17 protein-coding genes and 1 tRNA gene are annotated in these 22210 nt (G+C 54.2%); 9 read left to right on the forward strand and 9 right to left on the reverse strand.

Annotated elements, in window-relative coordinates; all coding sequences use genetic code 11:
• The 9 genes from AC2TAD_RS20340 to AC2TAD_RS20380 form a co-directional block, all read right to left on the reverse strand.
• Positions 1–2186: DUF7507 domain-containing protein (locus tag AC2TAD_RS20340; RefSeq protein WP_480870049.1), on the reverse strand; the 2186-nt coding region annotated here is incomplete at its 3' end.
• Positions 2187–2505: 319 nt separating this feature from the next.
• Entirely contained in the window at positions 2506–3759 is a 1254-nt protein-coding gene (locus AC2TAD_RS20345; protein WP_480870117.1) for an HlyD family type I secretion periplasmic adaptor subunit, read from the reverse strand.
• 43 nt (positions 3760–3802) lie between these two features.
• The gene (locus AC2TAD_RS20350) at positions 3803–5701 is read right to left on the reverse strand and encodes a type I secretion system permease/ATPase (RefSeq protein WP_480870051.1); all 1899 of its coding nucleotides are present in this window, start codon (positions 5699–5701) and stop codon (positions 3803–3805) included.
• 1382 nt (positions 5702–7083) lie between these two features.
• Entirely contained in the window at positions 7084–8016 is a 933-nt protein-coding gene (locus AC2TAD_RS20355; RefSeq protein ID WP_480870053.1) for a lysophospholipid acyltransferase family protein, read from the reverse strand.
• 1077 nt (positions 8017–9093) lie between these two features.
• Positions 9094–9435 carry a hypothetical protein gene (locus AC2TAD_RS20360; protein ID WP_480870055.1) on the reverse strand — a complete coding sequence of 114 codons (342 nt, stop codon included), beginning with the start codon at positions 9433–9435 and terminating at the stop codon, positions 9094–9096.
• 399 nt (positions 9436–9834) lie between these two features.
• Positions 9835–9911 (reverse strand) — tRNA-Arg (locus tag AC2TAD_RS20365).
• Positions 9912–9975: 64 nt separating this feature from the next.
• Entirely contained in the window at positions 9976–11358 is a 1383-nt protein-coding gene (locus AC2TAD_RS20370) for a sensor histidine kinase (RefSeq protein ID WP_480870057.1), read from the reverse strand.
• A gap of 18 nt (positions 11359–11376) precedes the next feature.
• A complete protein-coding gene (locus AC2TAD_RS20375; protein ID WP_480870059.1) occupies positions 11377–12795 on the reverse strand; it encodes a dihydrolipoyl dehydrogenase family protein in 1419 nt (472 codons plus the stop codon).
• A gap of 4 nt (positions 12796–12799) precedes the next feature.
• A complete protein-coding gene (locus AC2TAD_RS20380; RefSeq protein ID WP_480870061.1) occupies positions 12800–13531 on the reverse strand; it encodes a TVP38/TMEM64 family protein in 732 nt (243 codons plus the stop codon).
• A gap of 296 nt (positions 13532–13827) precedes the next feature.
• Between AC2TAD_RS20380 and rpmH the strand changes: the two genes are divergently transcribed.
• From rpmH to yihA, 9 genes are all read left to right on the forward strand, one after another.
• On the forward strand, positions 13828–13962 hold the full coding sequence (gene rpmH, locus AC2TAD_RS20385; RefSeq protein WP_005980833.1) for a 50S ribosomal protein L34: 135 nt from the start codon (positions 13828–13830) through the stop codon (positions 13960–13962).
• 26 nt (positions 13963–13988) lie between these two features.
• Positions 13989–14411 carry a ribonuclease P protein component gene (rnpA, locus tag AC2TAD_RS20390; protein WP_480870063.1) on the forward strand — a complete coding sequence of 141 codons (423 nt, stop codon included), beginning with the start codon at positions 13989–13991 and terminating at the stop codon, positions 14409–14411.
• Positions 14408–14644 carry a membrane protein insertion efficiency factor YidD gene (gene yidD / locus AC2TAD_RS20395; RefSeq protein WP_170356651.1) on the forward strand — a complete coding sequence of 79 codons (237 nt, stop codon included), beginning with the start codon at positions 14408–14410 and terminating at the stop codon, positions 14642–14644. Before rnpA ends, yidD begins: the two co-directional genes overlap by 4 nt.
• A gap of 31 nt (positions 14645–14675) precedes the next feature.
• The gene (locus tag AC2TAD_RS20400) at positions 14676–16292 is read left to right on the forward strand and encodes an acyl-CoA dehydrogenase family protein (RefSeq protein ID WP_480870065.1); all 1617 of its coding nucleotides are present in this window, start codon (positions 14676–14678) and stop codon (positions 16290–16292) included.
• A 44-nt stretch (positions 16293–16336) separates the two neighbouring features.
• Positions 16337–17230: a tRNA 2-thiocytidine(32) synthetase TtcA gene (gene ttcA, locus AC2TAD_RS20405; RefSeq protein ID WP_480870067.1), complete on the forward strand. Its 894-nt coding sequence runs from the start codon at positions 16337–16339 to the stop codon at positions 17228–17230.
• Between the two features lie 70 nt (positions 17231–17300).
• Positions 17301–18842: a putative bifunctional diguanylate cyclase/phosphodiesterase gene (locus AC2TAD_RS20410; protein ID WP_480870069.1), complete on the forward strand. Its 1542-nt coding sequence runs from the start codon at positions 17301–17303 to the stop codon at positions 18840–18842.
• 123 nt (positions 18843–18965) lie between these two features.
• Positions 18966–20795, forward strand: a complete 1830-nt coding sequence (yidC, locus tag AC2TAD_RS20415; RefSeq protein ID WP_480870071.1) for a membrane protein insertase YidC — start codon at positions 18966–18968, stop codon at positions 20793–20795.
• Complete coding sequence (locus AC2TAD_RS20420) at positions 20792–21529, forward strand: MOSC domain-containing protein (RefSeq protein ID WP_480870073.1); 738 nt, start codon at positions 20792–20794, stop codon at positions 21527–21529. Before yidC ends, AC2TAD_RS20420 begins: the two co-directional genes overlap by 4 nt.
• The gene (gene yihA, locus AC2TAD_RS20425; RefSeq protein ID WP_170356657.1) at positions 21526–22179 is read left to right on the forward strand and encodes a ribosome biogenesis GTP-binding protein YihA/YsxC; all 654 of its coding nucleotides are present in this window, start codon (positions 21526–21528) and stop codon (positions 22177–22179) included. The genes AC2TAD_RS20420 and yihA overlap by 4 nt, the downstream gene beginning before the upstream one ends.
• The last annotated feature ends 31 nt before the right edge of the window (positions 22180–22210 follow it).

Raw genomic sequence — 22210 nt, forward strand, 5'->3', positions numbered from 1 at the left:
TCTATCCCAGGCTGGTAGGCGATCGGCTGCTGCGCGGAATCCGACACTTCCTCCGTCTCAGCACTGTCGGCAGTCGCCGTGTTGTCGATGTTGCCATCGTCGTCGTCACCGCCAAGATCATCGGGCTCAAGATCGCCCTGGCTGTCCACATCGGCCTGCGTGATCGTGTAAGACCCCGTATAGGTCTCCTCACCCCCAACAGCGATCGTCTCGCCAGAGGCCAGAGCACCCCCCAGAAGCGGGTCCTCAACATCCACATCCGTCAGCGTCACGTTGCCCGTGTTGGTGACCGTGATGCTGTAATTGATCTGATCACCCGCGTCGACAAGGCCGTTGCCATTCAGGTCGTCAACGCTTGTAATCTCTTTCTCGATCTCTATCCCAGGCTGGTAGGCGATCGGCTGCTGCGCGGAATCCGACACTTCCTCCGTCTCAGCACTGTCGGCAGTCGCCGTGTTGTCGATGTTGCCATCGTCGTCGTCACCGCCAAGATCATCGGGCTCAAGATCGCCCTGGCTGTCCACATCGGCCTGCGTGATCGTGTAAGACCCCGTATAGGTCTCCTCACCCCCAACAGCGATCGTCTCGCCAGAGGCCAGAGCACCCCCCAGAAGCGGGTCCTCAACATCCACATCCGTCAGCGTCACGTTGCCCGTGTTGGTGACCGTGATGCTGTAATTGATCTGATCACCCGCGTCGACAAGGCCGTTGCCATTCAGGTCGTCAACGCTTGTAATCTCTTTCTCGATCTCTATCCCAGGCTGGTAGGCCAAAGGAGCGTCAGCATCATCGCTGTCTGTCACTTCCTGTTCTTCATAGAACCCACTTACGCTGGCGGTGTTCTCTATGTTGCCATCGTCGTCGTCACTGACATCGCCAAACTCTGCATCGCCTCTGCTGTCCAGATCCTCCTGCGTTACTTGATAGGTTAGATCTACTGTTCCACCCAATCCATCACTGTCGCCGTCATCGATTGTGACGACTTCACCTACCTCCAGATCACCGACCAAAATGTTTACCCCAGTCAAGGGGTCAGTCACAGTAACGCCAGCCAGAGCCAGATTGCCCGTGTTTTCGATCACCAATTGATAAGTAATTTCATCCCCGGCATCTTCAGCTATTCCCTCAGAGCCTTCACCGTCCACATCGACAACCGTTTTGGTAATCATTATCTGTGGATTTGGAACCAAGTTTCCGATCTGGACAAAATCTGTATCTCCGGCCTCGGAAAGGTTCGCGACCCAGAAATAGGGATCATCGCCTTGACCATCCAAGGTGCCGTTGGTTGGCTCGGAGCCCGCCTCTAAACTAGAAATATCCTCACGAATAATTATATCGTCAGAACTGGTCGCGACTCCGAAGAAAGTGAAGTTACCATTTTCATCCGTGACAGTTGCGCGTTCAGTGTCTGCATCAAATATGCCATTATTGTTGCTGTCTATGTATACAACAACACCTTCCAGCCCGCTTTCTCCATCTTCTGGTTCGTAAACACCGTCGCCATCAAGATCCCCGAACTTGAAGCCATTAATCGTCCCAGCGCTTTGGATGTTCCACTCATCAAAGCCTGCCTCTTCGTCATATTCACCAGGGCGGCCCATTTCCGAATAAAGGTAGAAATAGTAATCTTCAAAAGACTCACTGGGGTTTGCTAGAAAATACGCATCGATGACGCTTTTTTCGATCAATACCGTGTAGTCGTCAGTGCCACTGCCTGTAGATGTTTCGGCCAAAAACAGAGTAGTTGGTTCAATTGCATCAATATCGTAGACCAAATTTCCATTCGAAGTCAGGTCATTGTAGGTTCCGATCGTGCCATCGTCGGACAAGTAAATTTGAAATGTTTCTAGTGTTATGAGATCGTCGCTATTGCTCTCATTCAAATCCAAGCGAATTTCATAATATTCGACTCCGTCAATAACGGTGACGGGAATATCAGTCAGCTTAACTTCTCTCGTCTTTTGTTTGTCTAACTCGTTGTTACCAAAGGCATTATTTATTGCGGAATTTGAATCGTTTACGGTATTGAATCCAGCGGCAACACCATCTGATGTACTCGCTTCGTCGCTTGTAGCCAAAAAAGGTTCGAAATTTCCTGTACCGGATCCCTCATTTGGAGAGTTGATAAATGTCACTCCACCAATGGTTTCTCTGGAACCTTCCGCTTCGAGATTAAAGTCAGCCATAATGCCCCCCGGCAAACTATGAAAAAATCTCTACTCTGGGGCTTCAAACCATATTCTTATCTGCACTCATTAAGTTTTTTGACCTTTAGCCGAGGTACGCACTTTGGCACTAAACAGTAAAAAGCTCACGCTAAAGGTATCGGGACGATATAAACTCGACAAAATTGAGTCAACAAACTAACGGATTTGTACGTGCAAAACACGTCAATCGAACAGCGACTGGACGCGACGGCATCGAATAAAGTCCAGTGCCGGCTAGTCCGCTAACGTCGCTACGAATGTCTCTTTCCGGCTCTTAAAGGATACGGAAAACAACGACTTAATTTTCCCTTAGAGCGCGTCGAAAATAGTTGGCCAAAGGCTGAACGAGGTATGAAATCGGTGCACGTGCATCAGTTTTGATAAATGCCTCCACAGGCATTCCCGGAACGAGCAAAACATCACCTGTCGCAGTCAGAGACTTTGTGTCGGGTTGCAACACCGCTTCATAATAAGGCACCTCCTGCGCATCATCTGTAAATGTATCAGCTGATATCCTGACTACGACACCAAGAACTTCAGGCGTTGTACGTTGGTCAAAGGTAGTAAAACGAAGTGAAACCGGCTGACCTTCGTAAACTTGGTCAATATGCACGGGGTCAATTCGCGCTGATACTTGAAGTGGTCTATCCTTTGGGACGATGTACATAATCGGATCAGCAGGTTTGATAACAGCCTGTTCCGCGAAAACGGATGACCCGAAAACAACGCCTTCGGACGGTGACCTAACTTCCAACCTCGAGAGTCGTTTCTTCAAACTTTGACGATTTTCCACCAAAGGGATCTCGCTGAAACGTAAATCACGCAATTCTGTAATGGCGCCTTCCCGGCGCCTATTTTCCAAGTTTATAATTTCGATTGAAACGCCCGTTTGCCGCCCTTTCGCCTCGGCTTTTGCAGCTTCTAGCTGGCCTATCTCTCCCTTTAGCCTCGCCTGCTCTCTCCTGAGCGCCAAAACCCGAGACGCTTGAACCAACCCTTGCTCCAACAGGGCCTCAAGATCCTTGATTTCGGTCTCGACCAGATCCAATTGATCTTTTAGCGCGCTCACTTGAGCCTCCATACCTCGGACTTGATCCTCGATTTGAAATGACTGTTGTTTCAGTTGATCGATTTCGTTCTTGTGTGAAGCCAGTTTCGCGTTGAAAAGGTTTCTTTGACCCTGAAGCTGTGAGATCATCCATTCGTTGTCCAGCGTTGAAAATTCTCCTAAAGCGATATCCTGAAGATTTGAAAGCTGGTCTCTCTCAGCCTCCAACCTGAAACGTCGCACGAGAATTTCCATCAGTTGTCGTTCCACGACTTGCAACTCAGATCTTAGAAATGTGCCGTCAAGTTTGACTAATACGTCGCCGGCCTCCACTGAATCTCCATCGCGAGCTAAAATCGCTGAAACAACGCCTCCGTCTGGATGCTGAGCGACTTGTCTTTCGGTTTCTACTTTCACAGTACCGCTGGCAACAACAGCACCGGAAATCCTAGTAAACAAACTCCAGTAGCCAATCCCAAAAATCAAAACCGCTATTGAGGTCACGCCAATGTAAATAGGAACTAAGGCGCTCCAATCAGCTACTTCTTCAATGTCCGTGTTTTTTCCTGACTGACTTAAAGCCTTGTGCTTTCTGTTTACCCAACTTTCTTTTACGGATTGAACGAAACTCTTTACTTGCTTTCGAAACTTTTCGATGCGCCCCGGCAGATCTAAACTCTTCGTTTTCATTGGCTTGAATTTGCCTCTTTATCGACATCACGTTCTTGAGCGAGGAACCAAGTACTTGGTCGCGAGGACCATAATCTTTTGTTTGACCGCCTTGGAGAATAAGTAACTTATCACATTCTGAAATAGCGACTGGGCGATGAGTCATAATCAGAACTGATTTGTTCGCGGCTTTCAACTCTGAAACGACTGCATTCAACGCATCAGACCCCTCTTTGTCCAATGCGGAATTGGGTTCATCCAGCACAAGGATCTTAGGATCACCATAGAGAGCGCGAGCAAGGGCAAGTCTTTGCTTTTGACCTCCTGACAACTTATCATCAAGTGGTTCAATAACTGTGTTGTATCCTTCATCAAGATTTAAAATGATACTGTGAACCTTAGCCCTTTTGGCAGCTATCACCACTCTTTCAGAAGAAACTTCGAGTGACATCTGAGCTATGTTTTCTGCAATCGTTCCAGCAAAAAAATGAACGTCCTGCGGCAAGTAACCAATCTGCTTACCCATTTCTTCCGGACCGTATTGCTTAAGCGTAGCGCCACCTAAACGTACTTCTCCGTTATGTGGACTAACCAATCCCATAACAACCCTAGCTAAAGTGCTTTTTCCTGAACCACTTTTCCCCAAAATCCCCAACGCTTCGCCAGGTGCTAGATGGAATGAGACATTTCCCAGAACAGGGTGTTCGCGCCCTCGCGCAAAGACCGTGACGCCATCGACTGTTAACGACGCTTCAGGTTTCGGCAATGTAGTCACTTCGTCATCGAGCTTTAATTGTTGCAAAAGCTCATCTAGCCGACGCCAACCTCGTCTCGCCTTTTGCGCCAGCGACCATTGTGGAATACACTGTTCGATTGGAGCCAGTGCCCTGCCTAGTAATATTGAAGACGCGATCATCGCGCCTGCAGTCAGTTCATTTTGCAAAACTAACCAAGCGCCAAGCCCAAGCATCGCCGCTTGGAGAAAAAACCGAAAAGCTTTGGAAAAAGACGCAAAACCACCCGTCCAGTCATTTGCTAGAATTGAAGAATGAAGCGCTGCATCTTGAAGCTTTTTCCAACGCTTTTCCAAGTCTGAAGCCATTCCTTGCGACCAGGCCAAATCGCTCATTTCTTGGACTTGACCGGCAAATCGGTTTGCTGACTGAGAGATTGATTGGGCTTGTAGCGTTTTATTAACGGTTAAAATCTGGTTTATCAAAGCTGCCGAAACGAGCACACAACCCCCAGCAAGCGCGAGCCAGCCGAGATAAGGATGAAAGATAAAAACTGCGACTAAAAAAATGGGCGTCCAAGGTAGGTCAAAGATAGCCAACAATAACGGGGACGAGAAGAATGCCTTGAGCGCTTCAATGTCCTGCAACCCGTGGCTTTCGATTCCCGAGCTTCTTTTGAGCGCCGAACGTTCCAGAAGCGCTTTGAACGCAAGCGGCCCGAAGGTGCTCTGAATTCGGGCACCTATCCTCGCAGAAACGCGTCCACGTGCGTATTCTAGAAACCCGTAAATTGTGAATAACAGCGTCACCAAGCCGAATAGAACCAGTAAGGTTTCTTCAGAACGAGAGCTTAAAACTCTGTCGTAAATCTGAAGCATGAATACCGGGCCTGTAAGCATAAGCAGGTTAGTAAAAATGCTAAAAGCCATTGCAATCAACAACAAGTCACGACTTTTTGCGGCCGCAAGAGAAATTGATACGCGATGAGAATCGGCTTCTTCCAAACGGGTACTCGCTACAGTAAACACTGGAAACACAATCATTGTATACAAGAGCCACATGTTTCAACAGTGTTGTGATAAATTATTAAGGTGATCCACGAGCCCGATAGGCCGCCCAGGCGCGTTAAGTTCACCTAAAGCGAACTGACTAAGATACAGGTTGGGCTCCGAGCAGCACTCAGATAGGATGAACGTCAATTTCCACCTAAATGGAAACCAAGTACAAAACTCGTCAATTGTTACCCAAGTTGTCACCCAAACCCTTGTTCAAAAACAAAAACCAACGCTCAGACAAACTGCAACGAATAACTAAAACGCGCCAAAAACGGCATAGATAATTAGCGCAGCATTTGTCGCTCATGGCAGGAATCTGACGTTCTCCGCGGGTGGAAATTGGAGGTTTTTTGGCGCGTTCATCTGGCTTCCCAACGATTCATAAGCTTAATGGCCTCTCCACAAATTGCTACGGATAATACCCATTATGTGCGAATGTTGGCGGGTGGACTTAAGTCGGCTAAATATTCATTGCGTGGTATAGAATTTATGAAAGAATGCATCGACTAGTAAAGATCGCTCGATCCGGCAGTAGAGTATGGCCCTCGAATACAAGTTTCGATGTTTTTTAACCATTCGGTGCTCATAGTATGCGAAGGCGCAAGGGGGAAGTTTTGACTAAAGTCCTATTGGTAGAAGACAATGAGCGACCCCAAGGACGTGTGTGGAACCTGTGGATACAGCATGCGCGTCCCAGGCTCCGCTACCATCGGGCGGGTTATAGCGTCTGCAATCCAGTTTCCTGAACTCACCCAATCACCGTAGTTGGTGCCTGAAGTCCTTTCGAGACCGGCTCGCAGTGTCACCAAGTCCTCCATCGAAACTTCCGCTGCTCCGGGTGTGGCATCCGGTGGAAGAATGCCGGGCGCGACCACGCCAAGAGTCGAAGTGATCGACGGGATTTCGCCGTTTTCGATCGCCGGCCCGAGAAGCGGAGAGACGATGCTCTTTGAGCAGGATTTGATGTTTGTAGGTCGATTGCGACCGGGGCCGCGAGGCGCTTCGGCAAAGACAGTTTCGTCGCCTTTTTTGACCTGGAGGGAATGTAGCGGTGGGAGCTGACCAATCGCTTCGCTTAGCGCGTCGGGCCGCGCCCTCGCGATGTACGGAACAGCAAGTGCGGTAGTTGCAACTGCAACAAATTCTCGGCGGCTAATCATACTAGCAAATGTGGTTGTGTTTGCCGGAGTTTCCAGTCGTGCCGGTCTCTCAAGTTGTGAACTTAGATTGCCCTAATCTCTGCGCAACTTTCTACATGCAGACATCGCAGCCTTTGGTCAGAGGCAATCTCCTAGCTTATGACATGTTTTTTCCTATCTCTTAACTTTGCATGCGCGTACTCGATCGTTTTTTCATAGGCATCTTGAAACTTATAACTTTCTGGATACAGGTGGATTGCGGCGCAAAACACGCGACCAGTGTTTGTCTAGCCAGAATGTCCACTCTTGAGGATATAGTCTCAGAAGATGTTCAAGTTCACTAATCCAGTTTTGAGTTGTGGATACTAGATCCCCTCCAGCCATAACACTTTGGCCCAAAACCAAATGCAATTCCGTTTCGGTCTGTACTACAGTCGCAGGTAGTATCGGGACCCCTGCCTTTTGGGCATATCTTGCTGGCCAGGTTTGAACACCAACGATCTCACCGAACGCCGACACAGCGGCAAGATCACGTGCTGGGCTCAAGATTTGCGTGGGCGGCTCATCAATGCGATCAACCATCGCGACCACGATCCCGCCTCGTTTTAATGTTCTCAAAATGATCCTTGCAACGGAAGTTGGATCCGCTTCCCGCACATCTACAAACTCGCATCCAACACTATGATAAAGTCTATGTTGAGCTTCGGCACGGTTTTTGTCTTTTGACACCCGAACAATCGATAATATGGGGTACGAGTTCGAGAGGCATCGGGCCATCGGTATCGCACCGTGGGCGTGAGGTAAGACGAGGATAAAACTCCCATTCTCAAAGAGCCGTTCAAATCTTTCACAATCCTGGACAATTAAAGTTTCGTCGATTTCTTCACCGAAGCCATGCCGTATCCTTTCTGCACGATCAAAACCCAGCAAAAGCTTCCGCACGTATTCCTTAAACAATCGCCTAGGTGAGGGGTGGTCCACATGCGCCGATAGTGCGACTGCGGTATATCGGGCATGATTTCCCGGAAGCACGTAGATCAATCTAAGAACCCAACCGACAACAGCATAGAAGAACTTTCTGACAGGTCTGGAACGTCGGGCAAGCCAGCCGGAAAATGTTTCATAGGCGAGAAATATGCGGTCCTTTGTTTTGGTGAAACTCATATAGGCTGCCCAATTCTGAAAATACTAATACACAGTAAGCGATCAGTTTCTGCAACATCCTCATTTCTGCCTAGCCGCGGTACAAAAAAGGCCGAGCAATTATGATTGCCAAAATGTCAGTTTCTTCCGTTGGCAACATGAGAGTTCGCACATACAGAAAATGTCCAAAAACTGTTTACCTTAGAATGCCGTGAGTGAGATTGAGGTGCGCTCAGGACTCGAAGCGGTTTCGCGCTCTGTTTTGAATAAAGGCTGCTTAGCAGTCAATAAAGACTTTGGTTCTTCAAGTTTTTAGCGGCCAAAGAGGTCGCTCAGCCGGTTCCACTCATTGCCTGTGACTTCGAACGAACTCCGCTCTGTGCGGCCTTTCAAGTAAACGAACAAGTGAACTCCTGGCGACTCCACTCACATACGTCGCCAGGAGGCTAACCAGACAGTCTGGCGAATGCGCAAGCAACAGAGGTAATGATAAATTGCCACGCATTTGAATAGTTGAATCTAAAATGCATCTATTCAAGATTTTTTTATGCGCGGAAATCAAATTGCTGTCGCGCGCGCACTTACCTGTGTATCCCGATATCGCGGCCTGTCTTAAACGTTGATATCGCAATAGGAAGTTAGACGGTCAGTATTAGTTTAAATCAGCAACCACAACGGTTTGGTTAGCTACCCGTGTTCATTTGCAAATTGCAGTTGGTCTGGGCAGTCCCATGACCAGACTATAGCCCGCGCTGCCTGTCATCCCAGAATAAGATAGCGCGGGCGTTCAAATCGCTTCAGTATTATGCCTCGCCGTCAAGCAAGCAAATGCTTAGCGCTCACCCCAGTTTTTTACATTTCGAAATGAAGGACTGTTGTACGGAAATTGTGATTGAAATCTGATTTGCTACAATGCGGCGCCCCTTCACCCGCGAACTCCTAGTGCTACTACTCACACAGGTATTGGTTTGACCTTGGCCAAATTTAATAGCCTCTGTGCAATTGCGGGAACATGGAATTGAGGTTTTTGTAATCGGATCAGAGAAGTCACTTTTGTGTTTGGCCTAAAAACTTACACACGCACAAACATAGAACTGTCTACTTAAATCTTGGTGCTGCTCGTTGATCAAAGACTGCTTTCCGTGAGAAAGCAGCCTCCAATACTGAATATCCGTCATGCGGCCGATCTTGGGAAACGCACAAGTCTTCCAGCAATATGATGGTGCGCTGATCAACGATTATCGTTGTCCCGCCTTTGGTAAGTGAGGTGGTCCCATCATCGTTATTGTCAGCGCTGTCCGGTTTACCACCATTCAGCCATTTGAGAGTTTTGAAGAAACCAAAAGTGCCTCCGGCAATCGTGCCACCTTTGATAATCAAATCCAAAAGCTGATTGGCCGCAGTCATGCGGTCTGGATGGGCGGCAACCATATCGAGCATGTCAGCTATGAAGCTCACATCCAGCGAAAGAAGAGCAATAAAGCTGCCCTACTCGCTCGCTCTGATTTTTAGCTTCACCTCGCTGCGATCTTTGTTCAACGCGCGATTGGCTGCTTCAAAAAGATCACCTAGAGCGAGAAGAGAAGGTGCTAGGTCGGCTACGTCAATTTCACCATTGTCGACCGACGGCCCGTCAAAACCAATTCGAATTGTACTCAGTGCTCAAACCTCGTTTTCGTCGTGTATTACATATGGACTCAGGTGGAGCTACGGATTTCTGAACTGAGTCAGGAATGGCAATTGCACACAAATGTTGCGGGATCGGTTTGAATCCCCCCCGACGGATTCGAACTTTAAAAATAAAAAGTTTTTTATCTTCAATGATTTAGGGGAAACCAGTGGCGGACCGAGGAGGATTCGAACCCCCGACCCCTTGATTCGTAGTCAAGTACTCTATCCAGCTGAGCTATCGGTCCGCGTTGGTGAGGCGGTGTTTAGACCCGGCGTTAGATACGTGCAAGCCGATTCTGCAAAAAAAAATCAAAAAGTCACGTCGCCCCGTGGGAGACGGATTTCAAAGGTCGTTCCCATCGGTCCGGTTTCGGATAACAGCAGATCTCCACCGTGTCCGCGCACCAGCTCCTGCGAAATCGCCAGACCAAGCCCCGATCCTCCTTTGCGCACGCCCCCCTGAAATGGTGTAAACAGGTTTTCACGGGCCTTGGGCGGAAGACCGGGACCGGTATCTTTGACCTCGACGCACCAGCTGCTCTCATACTCACAGCCCGAAATCGTGATTTTCCCGGGCTTGCCCGACGCCACAAGTGCCTGACGGGCATTTCGGACTAGGTTCATGATAACTCGGAAAATCTGTTCTGGGTCTGCTCGCGCAACCAAATCTTCAGGCAAATCGTTTCGGATCTCAACGCAAGCGTCCGCCACAGCCAACTGTTCGCTGGCTACGACGTCATCGGCGATAGTATGCAGGGGGACCATCGTCAAAGTCGGCGCAGGTTCCTCAGCCCGGCCAAACGCGAGCGTCCCTTCACAGAGAGAGACAGCACGGGTAATCGAATTCACCAGTTTAGGAGCCATACGGCGCACAAGTGGGTCATCACTGGATTCGATCCTGTCCGTGAACAGCTGAGCCGACGTCAGGATATTCCGCAGGTCGTGGCTGACTTTGGCCACCGCACCACCAAGTTGAGCAAGGCGCTCGCGTTGCTTCAGGGCCTGTGTCAGTTCGGTCTGCAACTGTTGCAGCGCCTCTTCCGCCTCGCGCAGCTCGGTTACCTTGGAGTTGGGGGAAATGATCCCCCGCGCGTCTTCGGGCGCACCCGCGTAGCGCTGCATGTATCCGACGACGCCCTTAATCGGACGAACCAGAACCACCCGCACGGCAAGGAACAAGAAAAACGCAGTAATGATTGAGATTACAAAGGACAGGCCAAGTATCCGCAGGCCGTAATCCGTCATCGCCATGTGTAACGGCTTGCTGTCAGTGGTCACCTCGATCAACAAACCCGCCCCTTTGACAGGTTCTCCGATCACTCGGATGATCTCGTTTTCCGGCGTGAACAGGCGCGCCACGGCGTCGCGGATCAAAACCCAGGGGGTCGCGTCACGCAGATCAAATGTCTTGATGATCTGTTGGGGGATTGGCGAGGACAGCATCAGTTGCCGCACCTCATCGCGCCGCAGTACGACGTTATAGACGCCCGCATTGGCCAGCAGTTCGGCCTCAAGATCATCGGCTAGCATGTCATCTGCCAGCAGCGCCAGCGACGCAATTTGGGCGCGTTCAAGCCGGTTGAGCAGAAAGTCCTCGCGAAACCGTGCAATCGAGGGGACAAAGATCAGGATCTCGGCCAACATGACGAAGACCGTGGTCAGGATCAGAAATCGGCCCGACAGCGAGTTCACTTTGCACTCTCCTCCCGGTCAGGGCATCCAGCGCTGGACGAACCTGACCACTCGTTTAACTGTCTGATTCTCAAACAGCCTTGGCGAGAAATAGGCACCTGCCACGCGTTTGTTAAGCTCTCCGATCGTCGGATAGGGCGAAACCATCGCGGCTATCTGTCCCATCTTGAGGTTATTAACCAATGCCAAAGACCACAAGTTGATCAATTCACCCGCCTGATGGCCCACGATTGTCGCACCCACGGGGCGCCCTTTTACAACCATGACCTTAATGAAGCCTTTCGTCTTGCGCTCAGATATGGCGCGGTCGTTGTGGTGATAATCAAAGCGCGCGATTTCCACCTTGTCGCCGTGCTGCGCGCGTGCCTGCGCCTCGGTCAGACCAACCTGCGCCAGTTCGGGGTCGGTATAGGTGGCCCATGGTATATGCGCGGTTTTCGCCTTGGAGGGCAGACCAAACAGCGCAGACCGGATGATGATGCCCGCGTGATAGCCCGCGACATGAGTGAATTGCAGTCCGCCCGCCACATCGCCGATGGCATAGACTTTCTTATTTGTGGTGCGCAGCGCGTCCTCCACCTTGATACCGGTGCGCGTAGGTTCGATCCCCGCCGCCTCAAGGTTCAGCCGGTCAGTATTGGCTTTGCGCCCCGCGGCCAACAACAGGTGCGAGCCCGAGTAGATCTGGCCGGTCTCGGTCACAACCTCGACCTTGCCGTCCGCGCCGCGAATCTGTGCGACCATGGCTTGCTCGTGAATCTCGACACCTTCGACGCGCAACGAGTCCAGCACGATCTCTGCCGCCTCGCGGTCGTCCTTGCCCAGCGCCTGCATCCCCTCGATCACGGTGACTTTGCAGCCCAGACGGATATGGGCCTGCGCCATCTCCATCCCGATCGGGCCGCCGCCGATGATCAGCAGATGCTCGGGTTTGTCGCGCAGATCGAAGATCGTCTCGTTGGTATAATAGGGCACCTGATCCAAACCGGGGATCGGCGGCACCAACGGCGACGAGCCGGTCGCAATCACCACCCGGCGCGCGGTGATCAGATGATCGCCGGCCTGCACCTGCGTGGGCGACACGAAGTGACCATATTCGCGGATCACTTTGACGCCGAAACCTTCGAACCGTTCCTGACTGTCCATCGGCTCAATCTGCGCGATCACATCATGCACGTGATCCTTGGCGGCGGCATAGTCCACCTGCGGCACCACATCGGCCACGCCCAGCGCGGATGAATGCGCCTGCCCATAAGCCGCCTTACCGCTGGCGATCAGCGCCTTCGAAGGCACGCAACCAAAGTTCAGGCAGTCTCCACCCATCTTGTGACCCTCCAGCAGGATCACATCCGCGCCCATCTGGCTGGCCCCGGCCGCAACCGACAGGCCACCCGACCCGGCGCCGATCACCAGGATATCCGTCTTCAATTCTTGCATAAGATCAGGCGTCCTTTTTGCCGCGCACAGCTTTGATAACGATGGGCAATGCCGCCAGTATACACAAGCCAATGATAGGCCCAATCACGAACGGCTCCCACAACAAGGACACATCCGGTGTTTCGCCCCGATCGAACACACCACCCAGGCCAACGCCGATCCAAGTATAGACGATGCCGCCCGGAATAATGCCCAGCGCGGTGGTAAACAGGAAGTTACGGAACTTCACCCCCACCAGTGCCGGCACCAGATTTGCAACAAAGAAAGGCACCACCGGTACAAGGCGCAACAGGAACAGGACCGAGATTTCGTTCTCGCGAAGCCCGTCCTTCAGCTTTTTGACCGTTCCTTCCGAGGATTCCAGTTTCGCTGTCAGAGACTCTCCTAACCCCCAGCGCGCCGCCAGAAAGATCGCCGATGCGCCGATGGTGGCCGCGAAAACGTTGAACACGGTACCCGCAAACAGGCCAAACAGGAACCCGCCTGTCATCGAAGCCACGGCGGCACCGGGCAATGAGAATGCTACGATCACGATATAGATCGCCACGAATGCACCTGCCATGGCCCAATAATTCGCATCCCGCCACGCCAGCAGGGATTCGCGATTGTCGCGCAGGGTCTCAAAGGTCAGGTAGTCGCCCAAAGTGAAGAACCCCGCCACGGCTACGGCAAGAATCACCAACAATGGAATATGGCGCGCAAGCCCGCTACGGGGGGCCTGAGTTGTATCGCTCATGTCTGTGTCCGGTTTTGTGCGTTTCATCTACGCTCAACATGCGACGTCGCGCAGCGCTGCAACAGGGGCCTCACGCCGCCTTGATGTTTAAGGTAGGGAATGTGAGGGTTTCAGGCGGCAAAACCGTCAAATTGAAACTTTTCAACTGTGGCGGTTACAGAATTGTTGCAAAAGGCGGCAAAACCCCCACCTAGGGGTTTGACTTACCCCCCGCCACCCAGTAGAGGACGGGCTTCGAACACTAGGGCAAGGCGAATCTACGCCGCACCCGACCGCTATAGATTGGAGACGGAGCGATGAAACGCACCTATCAGCCTTCGAACCTGGTTCGCAAACGCCGCCACGGTTTCCGCGCGCGCATGGCCACCAAGGCCGGCCGCAAAATCCTGAACGCACGTCGCGCACGCGGCCGCAAGTCGTTGAGCGCGTAAGCCGCTCGACCCTTCAGGTTATGAACATGACGCCGCCGGAGGCCCCTGAGGATGGTTCACACCAACCCAGCAAGCCTCCGGCGGCGTCCGTTTGTGTGTCTGAACCTTTGATCATCCTCAAAAAGCGATCCGATTTCCTGAAGGCCGCCCGCGCGCGGCGGCAGGGGACGTCGTCGATGATGGTGCAGGCCCGTAAACGCGCCCCGGACGAAGCATCGGGGATTCGCGTGGGCTTTACCTGTTCTAAGAAAGTCGGAAATGCCGTCGCCCGCAATCGCGCCAAACGCCGTCTGCGCGAGGCTGCGCGCGCCGTTCTGCCGGTTCGGGGTCACGACGGCTGGGATTACGTCCTGATTGGCCGGGCCGAGGTCACGGCGGATCGCGCCTTTGAGGCGCTGCTGGGCGATCTGCGCTATGCGCTGCGCAAAATCCATAGTGAACGGAAATGACCCTGCTGGCGCGTGTCTTTGCCCTGCCCGTCAAGGCATACCGTCTGATCTTCAGCCCTTGGGTCGGGCATAATTGCCGCTATCAACCCACCTGTTCTGCCTATGCGTTGGAGGCGTTGGAAAAGCACGGCGCCATCAAGGGCGCATGGCTGACCGCGCGCCGCATTGGCCGATGCCATCCGTGGGGTGGCACGGGCTATGACCCGGTGCCCGACGATACCGACGAGGGTTGACCGCGCGCGACCCCGGCCTGACACTCGGCCCATGACCACACGCGCCCGCGACACCCTGCCGACACATGACGTTCTGAACCAACCGCCCGAGCGCGGCGATATCGACCTCTGGACTTCGGACCCGGTACTGCAAGGGTGCGTGAACCGCGCGAAGGGGCGCGTTGACCCGCTGGCGGCCTATGGGCGTGCTCTGGGAACAGCCCAAACCCAAGAGGCCGCGCGCGATGCGAACCGGAATGCCCCGGAACTACGCCTGTTCGATACCGGAGGGCGGCGGTTGGACGAAGTGCGGTTTCACCCCGCCTATCACCAGTTGATACAGCTGAGCCAAAGCGCCGGATACGCCGCGCTGCCGTGGGATAGTCAGCCCGGCGGTCATGCAACCCATGCTGCAATGGTCTATATGGCCAGCCAGATCGAGCCCGGCCACTGCTGCCCTCTGACAATGACCTATGCGGCGGTGCCTGTGTTAAAAGCCGACGCCAATATTGCCCAGTGCTGGGTGCCTAATCTGACCGCGCATACTTACGATCCCGCTATCCAGCCCATAGCGCACAAGCACAGCGCCACGCTGGGCATGGCGATGACCGAGAAACAGGGAGGCTCAGACATCCGCGCCAATACCACCACCGCCACGCGGGACGGTGATCATTGGCGGTTGCACGGGCATAAATGGTTCTGCTCGGCCCCGATGTCGGACGGGTTCCTGACGCTGGCGCAGGCCCCGGGCGGGCTGACTTGTTTCCTTGTGCCACGCTGGCTGGAGGGCGAGCGCAACGCCATCCATCTGATGCGCCTGAAAGACAAGCTGGGCAATCGTGCCAACGCCTCGGCCGAGATCGAATATCACGACGCTCTGGCCCATCAACTGGGCGACGAAGGCGCGGGCATTCGCACGATCCTTGAGATGGTGCATCACACACGGCTTGATACCGCGATGGCCCCCGCCGGGCTGATGCGCGCGGCCCTGTCCTCGGCGCATCACTGGGTCAGTCACCGCAGCGCCTTTCAGCGCCGCCTGATCGACCAACCTCTGATGCACGCCGTGCTGAGTGATCTGATTCTGGATTGGGAGGGCGCGCTGACCCTCGGGATGCGCGTTGCGCAGGCTTTTGACGGGCAAACCCCCAAGGACCGCGCCTTTGCCCGTATCGGCGTGGCGCTGGCCAAGTTCCTCAACAACAAACGCTGCCCCGTGGTCGTAGTCGAAGCGATGGAGGTTCTGGGCGGCATGGGGTACGTCGAAGATACGCCCCTTCCCCTTCTCTACCGCGAGGCACCCCTGAATGGCATCTGGGAGGGATCGGGCAATGTGATCTGCCTTGATATCCTGCGAACGCTGGCGCGTGAGCCTTTGGCCGCCGAGGTTTTGCAGGCCGAACTGGAGACCGCGCGCGGCGCAGACCGCGCCTATGACGCGGCCTTGCAAACCTATCGTGACCAATGGCCCGGCCTGCCCTCTGAACCCGAGGCGCGCTGGTTTGCTGAACGCACCGCTCTGCTGCTGACGGCTTCGCTACTGTTGCGCAACGCCCCATCCGCCGTGGCCGACGGGTTCATCGTGACGCGCCTGACAGGTGACAGCGGTCGCATCCCCGGATCGGTCCGGGGGCTAGACACAGATGCCTTGCTCGCACGGCTGGGCTAAGCGTCACCCTTGCCCGGTTGCGCCAACTATTGTAGGGGCTGCGCATGTTTGACGAAGCTGACGATATCCACCCGCTCTTTGCCGGCGCGCCCTCGACCACCGAGTTCAAGAAGCTGCGCAAGCGCATCGTGCGCCAAACCCGCGAAGCCATCGAGCAATACGGGATGGTGGACCCGTCGGCCCATGACAAAGTTGGCAAACCTCCGCGTTGGTTGGTCTGCCTGTCAGGCGGCAAGGACAGTTATACCCTGCTGGCAGTGCTGTATGGGCTGAAATGGCGCGGTCTTCTGCCCGTCGATCTGCTGGCCTGCAATCTGGATCAGGGGCAACCCGGTTTTCCCGCCACTGTCCTACCCGAGTTTCTGGAACGGATGGGCGTACCCCACCGGATCGAATATCAAGACACCTATTCTGTCGTGATGGACAAAGTACCACAGGGTCGCACCTATTGTGCACTTTGCTCGCGTCTGCGCCGTGGCAATCTCTATCGTATTGCGCGTGAGGAAGGCTGTTCCGCCGTCGTTTTGGGGCACCACCGCGACGACATCCTCGAGACGTTCTTCATGAACCTGTTCCACGGCGGACGTCTGGCCACGATGCCTCCGAAACTGGTGAATGAAGAAGGCGACCTGTTCGTGTTCCGCCCGCTGGCCCATGTGGCCGAAGCCGATTGCGAGAAATTCGCCAACGCAATGAGCTACCCAATCATCCCCTGCGATCTGTGCGGCAGTCAGGACGGGTTGCAGCGTCAGCAGGTGAAACAGATTCTCGACCAGTGGGAAAAGAACAGCCCCGGTCGGCGACAAGTGATGTTCCGCGCTCTGACAAACGCGCGGCCGTCTCATCTTTTGGACCCAAAATTGTTTGATTTCGCAGGGCTTTCTTTAGAACCCGGCGAAAAAGGCAAAATTGCTGACGAAATTCCACATCTGCGTTAACGTCTGACTCAGATTGCTTTTCTAGGGTTGACCACAGCGTGCGACGCCCAAGAAAAAGGCCCGTAATCTGATGTGGAAAAATATCTCTGTCAGCAGAGTTCTGAATGTCCTGACAACCGTACTCAGCGGCCCTCAGGCCTTGGCTTTCATCCCTGCGATCAGCCTCGCTGCCTTCTGGATCGGCGGGGAACGCGCCCTGGTCATCGTGGCCCTGTCCCTACCGGTTCTAGTAGCAATCATCCTGACGGCTGCAGATACTGCTAAGTCACACGCAGACCGAAGCGAAGCCAACGGCCTTAAATCTATCGGCAGTTTCGCCTCGGAAATCGAGGGGTTCTATCAAACGGCGCGCAATATCCGCGAAGAATCCGCCTGCCTGATCGTCGCTTTGGACAACTTCGACGAGTTTATTGATCTGCACGGGAATGCGGCGGCCAACCATATGGCAGAACAATTCTGTGCCCGCGTTTTATCTGCTATCCGCGCGCAGGATATTGCCACGCAGCTGGACCCGCACAAGATTGCCATTGGCTTGCGGCCATCAAAGCACCTTGACCTTGAGGCTTGCATTCAGATGTCCGGTCGTATCCAATCTGCCATTGAAGAGCCCTTGACCCTCAATGGTTCTGGAATCTACGTCTCATGCTCGATCGGGTTCAGCTTGCTAACCTCTTCACGCGACGACGGATTCGAAACTTGGATCGACGCAGCCTCATCCGCGCTGGAAGAGGCGCAAAGAAATGGGCCCTCGACCATACGCGCTTATTCCAACGAAACGCGTCGTCGATCGCGCATTCGTGCAAATTTACGTAAAGAGTTCGACGCGGCTCTGGACAGCGGAGAAATCCGCCCATGGTTCCAACCGCAAGTCTCGACCGATACGGGACGCGTGACCGGATTCGAGGCGCTGGCCCGGTGGGAGCATCCGCAAAAGGGCGTGCTGGGTCCGAATATCTTCCTGCCCTTCGCTGAGCAGGCCGAGCTGATGGAGCGGTTTGGTCAGGCAATGCGCCACCACGCGTTCACAGCGATGCAAAAATGGGATCGCGCCGGGGTTATAGTGCCGCGGATCGGGATCAACTTTTCATCGGACGAGTTGCGGGATCCTACACTCATTGATCGGCTAAAATGGGAATTGGATCAGAATGATCTGACCCCGGACAGATTGGCCGTCGAAGTGCTTGAGACAGTGTTTTCTCGCAGACCGGATGACGTGATCACCCGCAACGTGACAAGTATGTCAAAGCTGGGCTGTTGCATTGACCTTGACGATTTCGGTACAGGTCATGCCTCGATCGCGTCGATCAAACGTTTTGACGTCTCGCGCATCAAGATTGATCGTTCTTTCGTGACAAAGGCGGACAAGGACGCCAGCCAGCAGCAAATGGTCAGTGCCATTCTCACAATGGCGGAACGGCTGAATTTGGAAACTCTGGCTGAAGGCGTGGAAACTCCGGGAGAGCATGCATTGATGGCCCAGTTGGGATGCGATCACGTTCAGGGTTTTGGGATCGGAAAACCCATGCCATTCGAAAAAACGCTGGACTGGATCGCAGCGCATCAGAACAAGGTGAATGGAGTTCCCAAGATAGGGCGGCAAACTGGCTCTTGATCGGCCAATTCCGCATGAAAAACCCAATCCGCGACGGTTTGACGGGCGAATCCGCTTGACCTTTGGGGCTGCACTCTGTTGAACCCACCGGGTGTGTTTCACTGCTTAAGGTGGCTGTCCCAGATGGACGATCAGAATAAGAATCTCATCCTCGCAACCGCGCTCAGCTTTCTCGTGATCCTTGTTTGGTTCGTGCTGTTCCCACCGCCGGAACAAACCGCGCTGCCCGATCAGGCTGAAATCAACGCCACCGACGCGACCGAGGTTCAGACGCCCAGCGCCACAAACGCCGGCACGACCGGTGAGGCGACAGCTGCTGCAGAAGAAACGCTGCCCGATGCCGAAGCACCACGCATTGTGATCGACACACCTCGTCTGGAGGGCAGCCTCTCCCTGTCAGGTGGCCGCATCGATGAGCTATTCCTGAAGGACTACAAAGTCTCGATCGAAGAAGGCGCGCCGATTGTGGAACTGCTGTCCCCGGTCGGATCGGAATCGGCCTATTATGCGCTGTACGGCTGGGCACCTGGCACAGGTGTTGCAGGCACCGATGTCCCGGGCCCGAACACGTTGTGGACTTTGGAAAGCGGTGAGACGTTGGGCGTCGACACGCCGGTCACGCTGAAATGGGACAATGGCAACGGCCTGACCTTCCGCCGCACAATCTCGGTGGACGAAAACTATATGTTCGACGTCACCCAATCGGTGGAAAACAACACGCAGGCCGAGGTGGGCATGGCCCCCTATGGCATTCTGGCCCGCCACGGCATCGGTGAAGACGGTGACCTGCCCGACCTGAAGAATTTCTTCATCCTCCACGAAGGGGTCATGGTTATGGCCGACGGCGTGCTGGACGAGATCGACTATGGCGACGTCCGCGACTTTGACATCGACCCGAACGAACGCGCTCAGGCCGAGGTGTTTCAGGTCAAGGAAGGCGGCTGGGTCGGCTTCACTGATCACTACTGGATGACCACTCTGATCCCCGAAGAAGGTGCGACCTTCAAGGCTGCTGCGAAATACGACGCCCGCCGCAAGATTTATCAGACCGAGACAGTCCTGCCCACACTGACCGTCGCCCCCGGCGCGACAGAAGAAGTGACCACCCAACTATTCGCAGGCGCGAAGGAATGGGAAACCATCCGTGAGTATCAAGCCGAAGGCGTACAGAAGTTTATCGATAGCATCGACTGGGGCTGGTTCTATTTCCTGACCAAGCCGATCTTCTGGCTGCTGCACAACATCAACGTTCTGATCGGCAACATGGGCTGGTCTATTATCGGCCTGACCCTGATCATCAAGGCGATCCTCTTCCCGCTGGCATTCAAATCCTACGTCTCGATGGCGAAGATGAAGGAACTGCAGCCGCAGATGGAAGCCCTGAAAGAGGCCGCTGGTGACGACCGCCAGAAGATGCAGCAAGGCATGATGGAGCTGTACAAGAAGGAAAAGGTGAACCCCGCCGCAGGTTGTTTGCCGATCCTGATGCAGATTCCGATCTTCTTCTCGCTGTATAAGGTGATCTTTGTCACGATCGAACTGCGTCAGGCCCCGTGGTTTGGACCATTCCAGGACCTCAGCGCGCCCGACCCAACCTCGATACTGAACTTCTTTGGCTGGCTACCGTGGGCCGGTCCGCAGCCCGATACACTGATGGCGCTGATCTTCATCGGTATTCTGCCGCTGTTGCTGGGTGTTTCAATGTGGCTGCAGCAAAAGCTGAACCCGGCACCAACTGACGCGACCCAGGCGATGATCTTTGCGTGGATGCCGTGGGTCTTTATGTTCATGCTTGGCAGCTTTGCCAGTGGCCTGGTGGTCTACTGGATTGCGAACAACACGATTACATTTACCCAGCAATACCTGATCATGCGCAGCCAGGGCTACAAGCCGGACGTGTTCGGAAACATAAAGTCAAGCTTCAAACGAACACCGAAGACGGATGACAAATGACAGGTGAAGTAACCAACCTCTGGCGACATCCGATCAAAAGCCATGGCCGCGAGGCCGTGCAGACCGTCACTTTGAACCCCGGGCAAACCATGCCCGGGGATCGTGTTTGGGCCGTCGCGCATGAAGCGTCGAAAACGGATGGAACCGAATGGGCACCTTGTGTCAATTTCAGCCGCGGTGCCAAAGCACCGTCGCTGATGGCAATCTCGGCCCGTACCAAAGGTGATACGGTCACACTGACCCATCCCGAACGACCCGAGCTGCACTTTCAGCCCGACACGCAACAAGATGCCTTTCTGGATTGGGTCAAGCCGCTGATGCCTGCGGATCGTGCGGCCTCGGCCCGCATCGTCCGAGTGCCTGGACGAGGGATGACGGACAGCGATTTCCCTTCGATTAGCCTGTGCAACATGGCCACGCATCGCGCGGTCGAGCAGAAGTTGGGGCAAGAACTTTCCCCAGTACGCTGGCGCGGCAATATTTGGTTCGACGGGCTGCCCCTGTGGGAAGAATTCGAATGGCTGGGCCGCGAAGTACAGATCGGGCAGGCTGTGTTGCATGTCCGCGAGCGTATCACCCGATGCCTTGCGACGACTGCCAACCCCGATACAGGTGCGCGTGATGCCGATACTTTGGCGGCGCTCAATACCTGGGATCATCAGGATTTCGGTGTTTACGCCGAGGTGATAAGGGGTGGCGAGGTCAAAACCGGTGACAAGGTTCAACTGCTATGACCACCCTGCCCTTTCCCTTAGCCGAAACACCGGATGAGTTCGCGCAAGAGCGTGGCCGCAAACTGTTTGCCGGCGAATCCGAGTTTGTCAAAGGCGTGGTCGCCATGAACGGCTTACCCGCGCCAGACCGGCTAGAGGTGTGTTTTGCCGGGCGTTCGAATGTGGGCAAGTCCAGCCTGATCAACGCGCTGACCGGCACCAAGGGATTGGCGCGTGCCTCGAACACGCCGGGCCGCACACAAGAGATCAACTTTTTCACCCAAGGCCCCGAGCTGTATCTGGTCGACCTGCCCGGCTATGGCTATGCTAATGCGCCGGTCAAGGTTGTCGAAAAATGGCAGCGGCTGCTGAAACAATACCTGAGCGGACGTCAAACACTGCGCAGGGCCTTTGTTCTGATCGACTCGCGCCACGGGGTGAAGCCTGTCGATGCCGAGATCATGAAGCTCCTGGACACCAGCGCCGTGACCTTTCAATGCGTGATGACCAAGGCCGACAAGGTCAAAGCCAACGAGCGCGAAAAGGTTCTGGATCAGGTACGCGGAGCGCTGTCGAAACACCCTGCCGCCTTCCCTGAAATCGTGCTGACCTCGTCCGAAAAGGGCGACGGGATTCCCACGCTGCGCTCTATCATTGCGCATCTGGAATAGCTTGCCCCTTGGCAGCACCGGGCAAAGGCCC

This window comes from Ruegeria sp. HKCCD7628, from assembly GCF_057221005.1.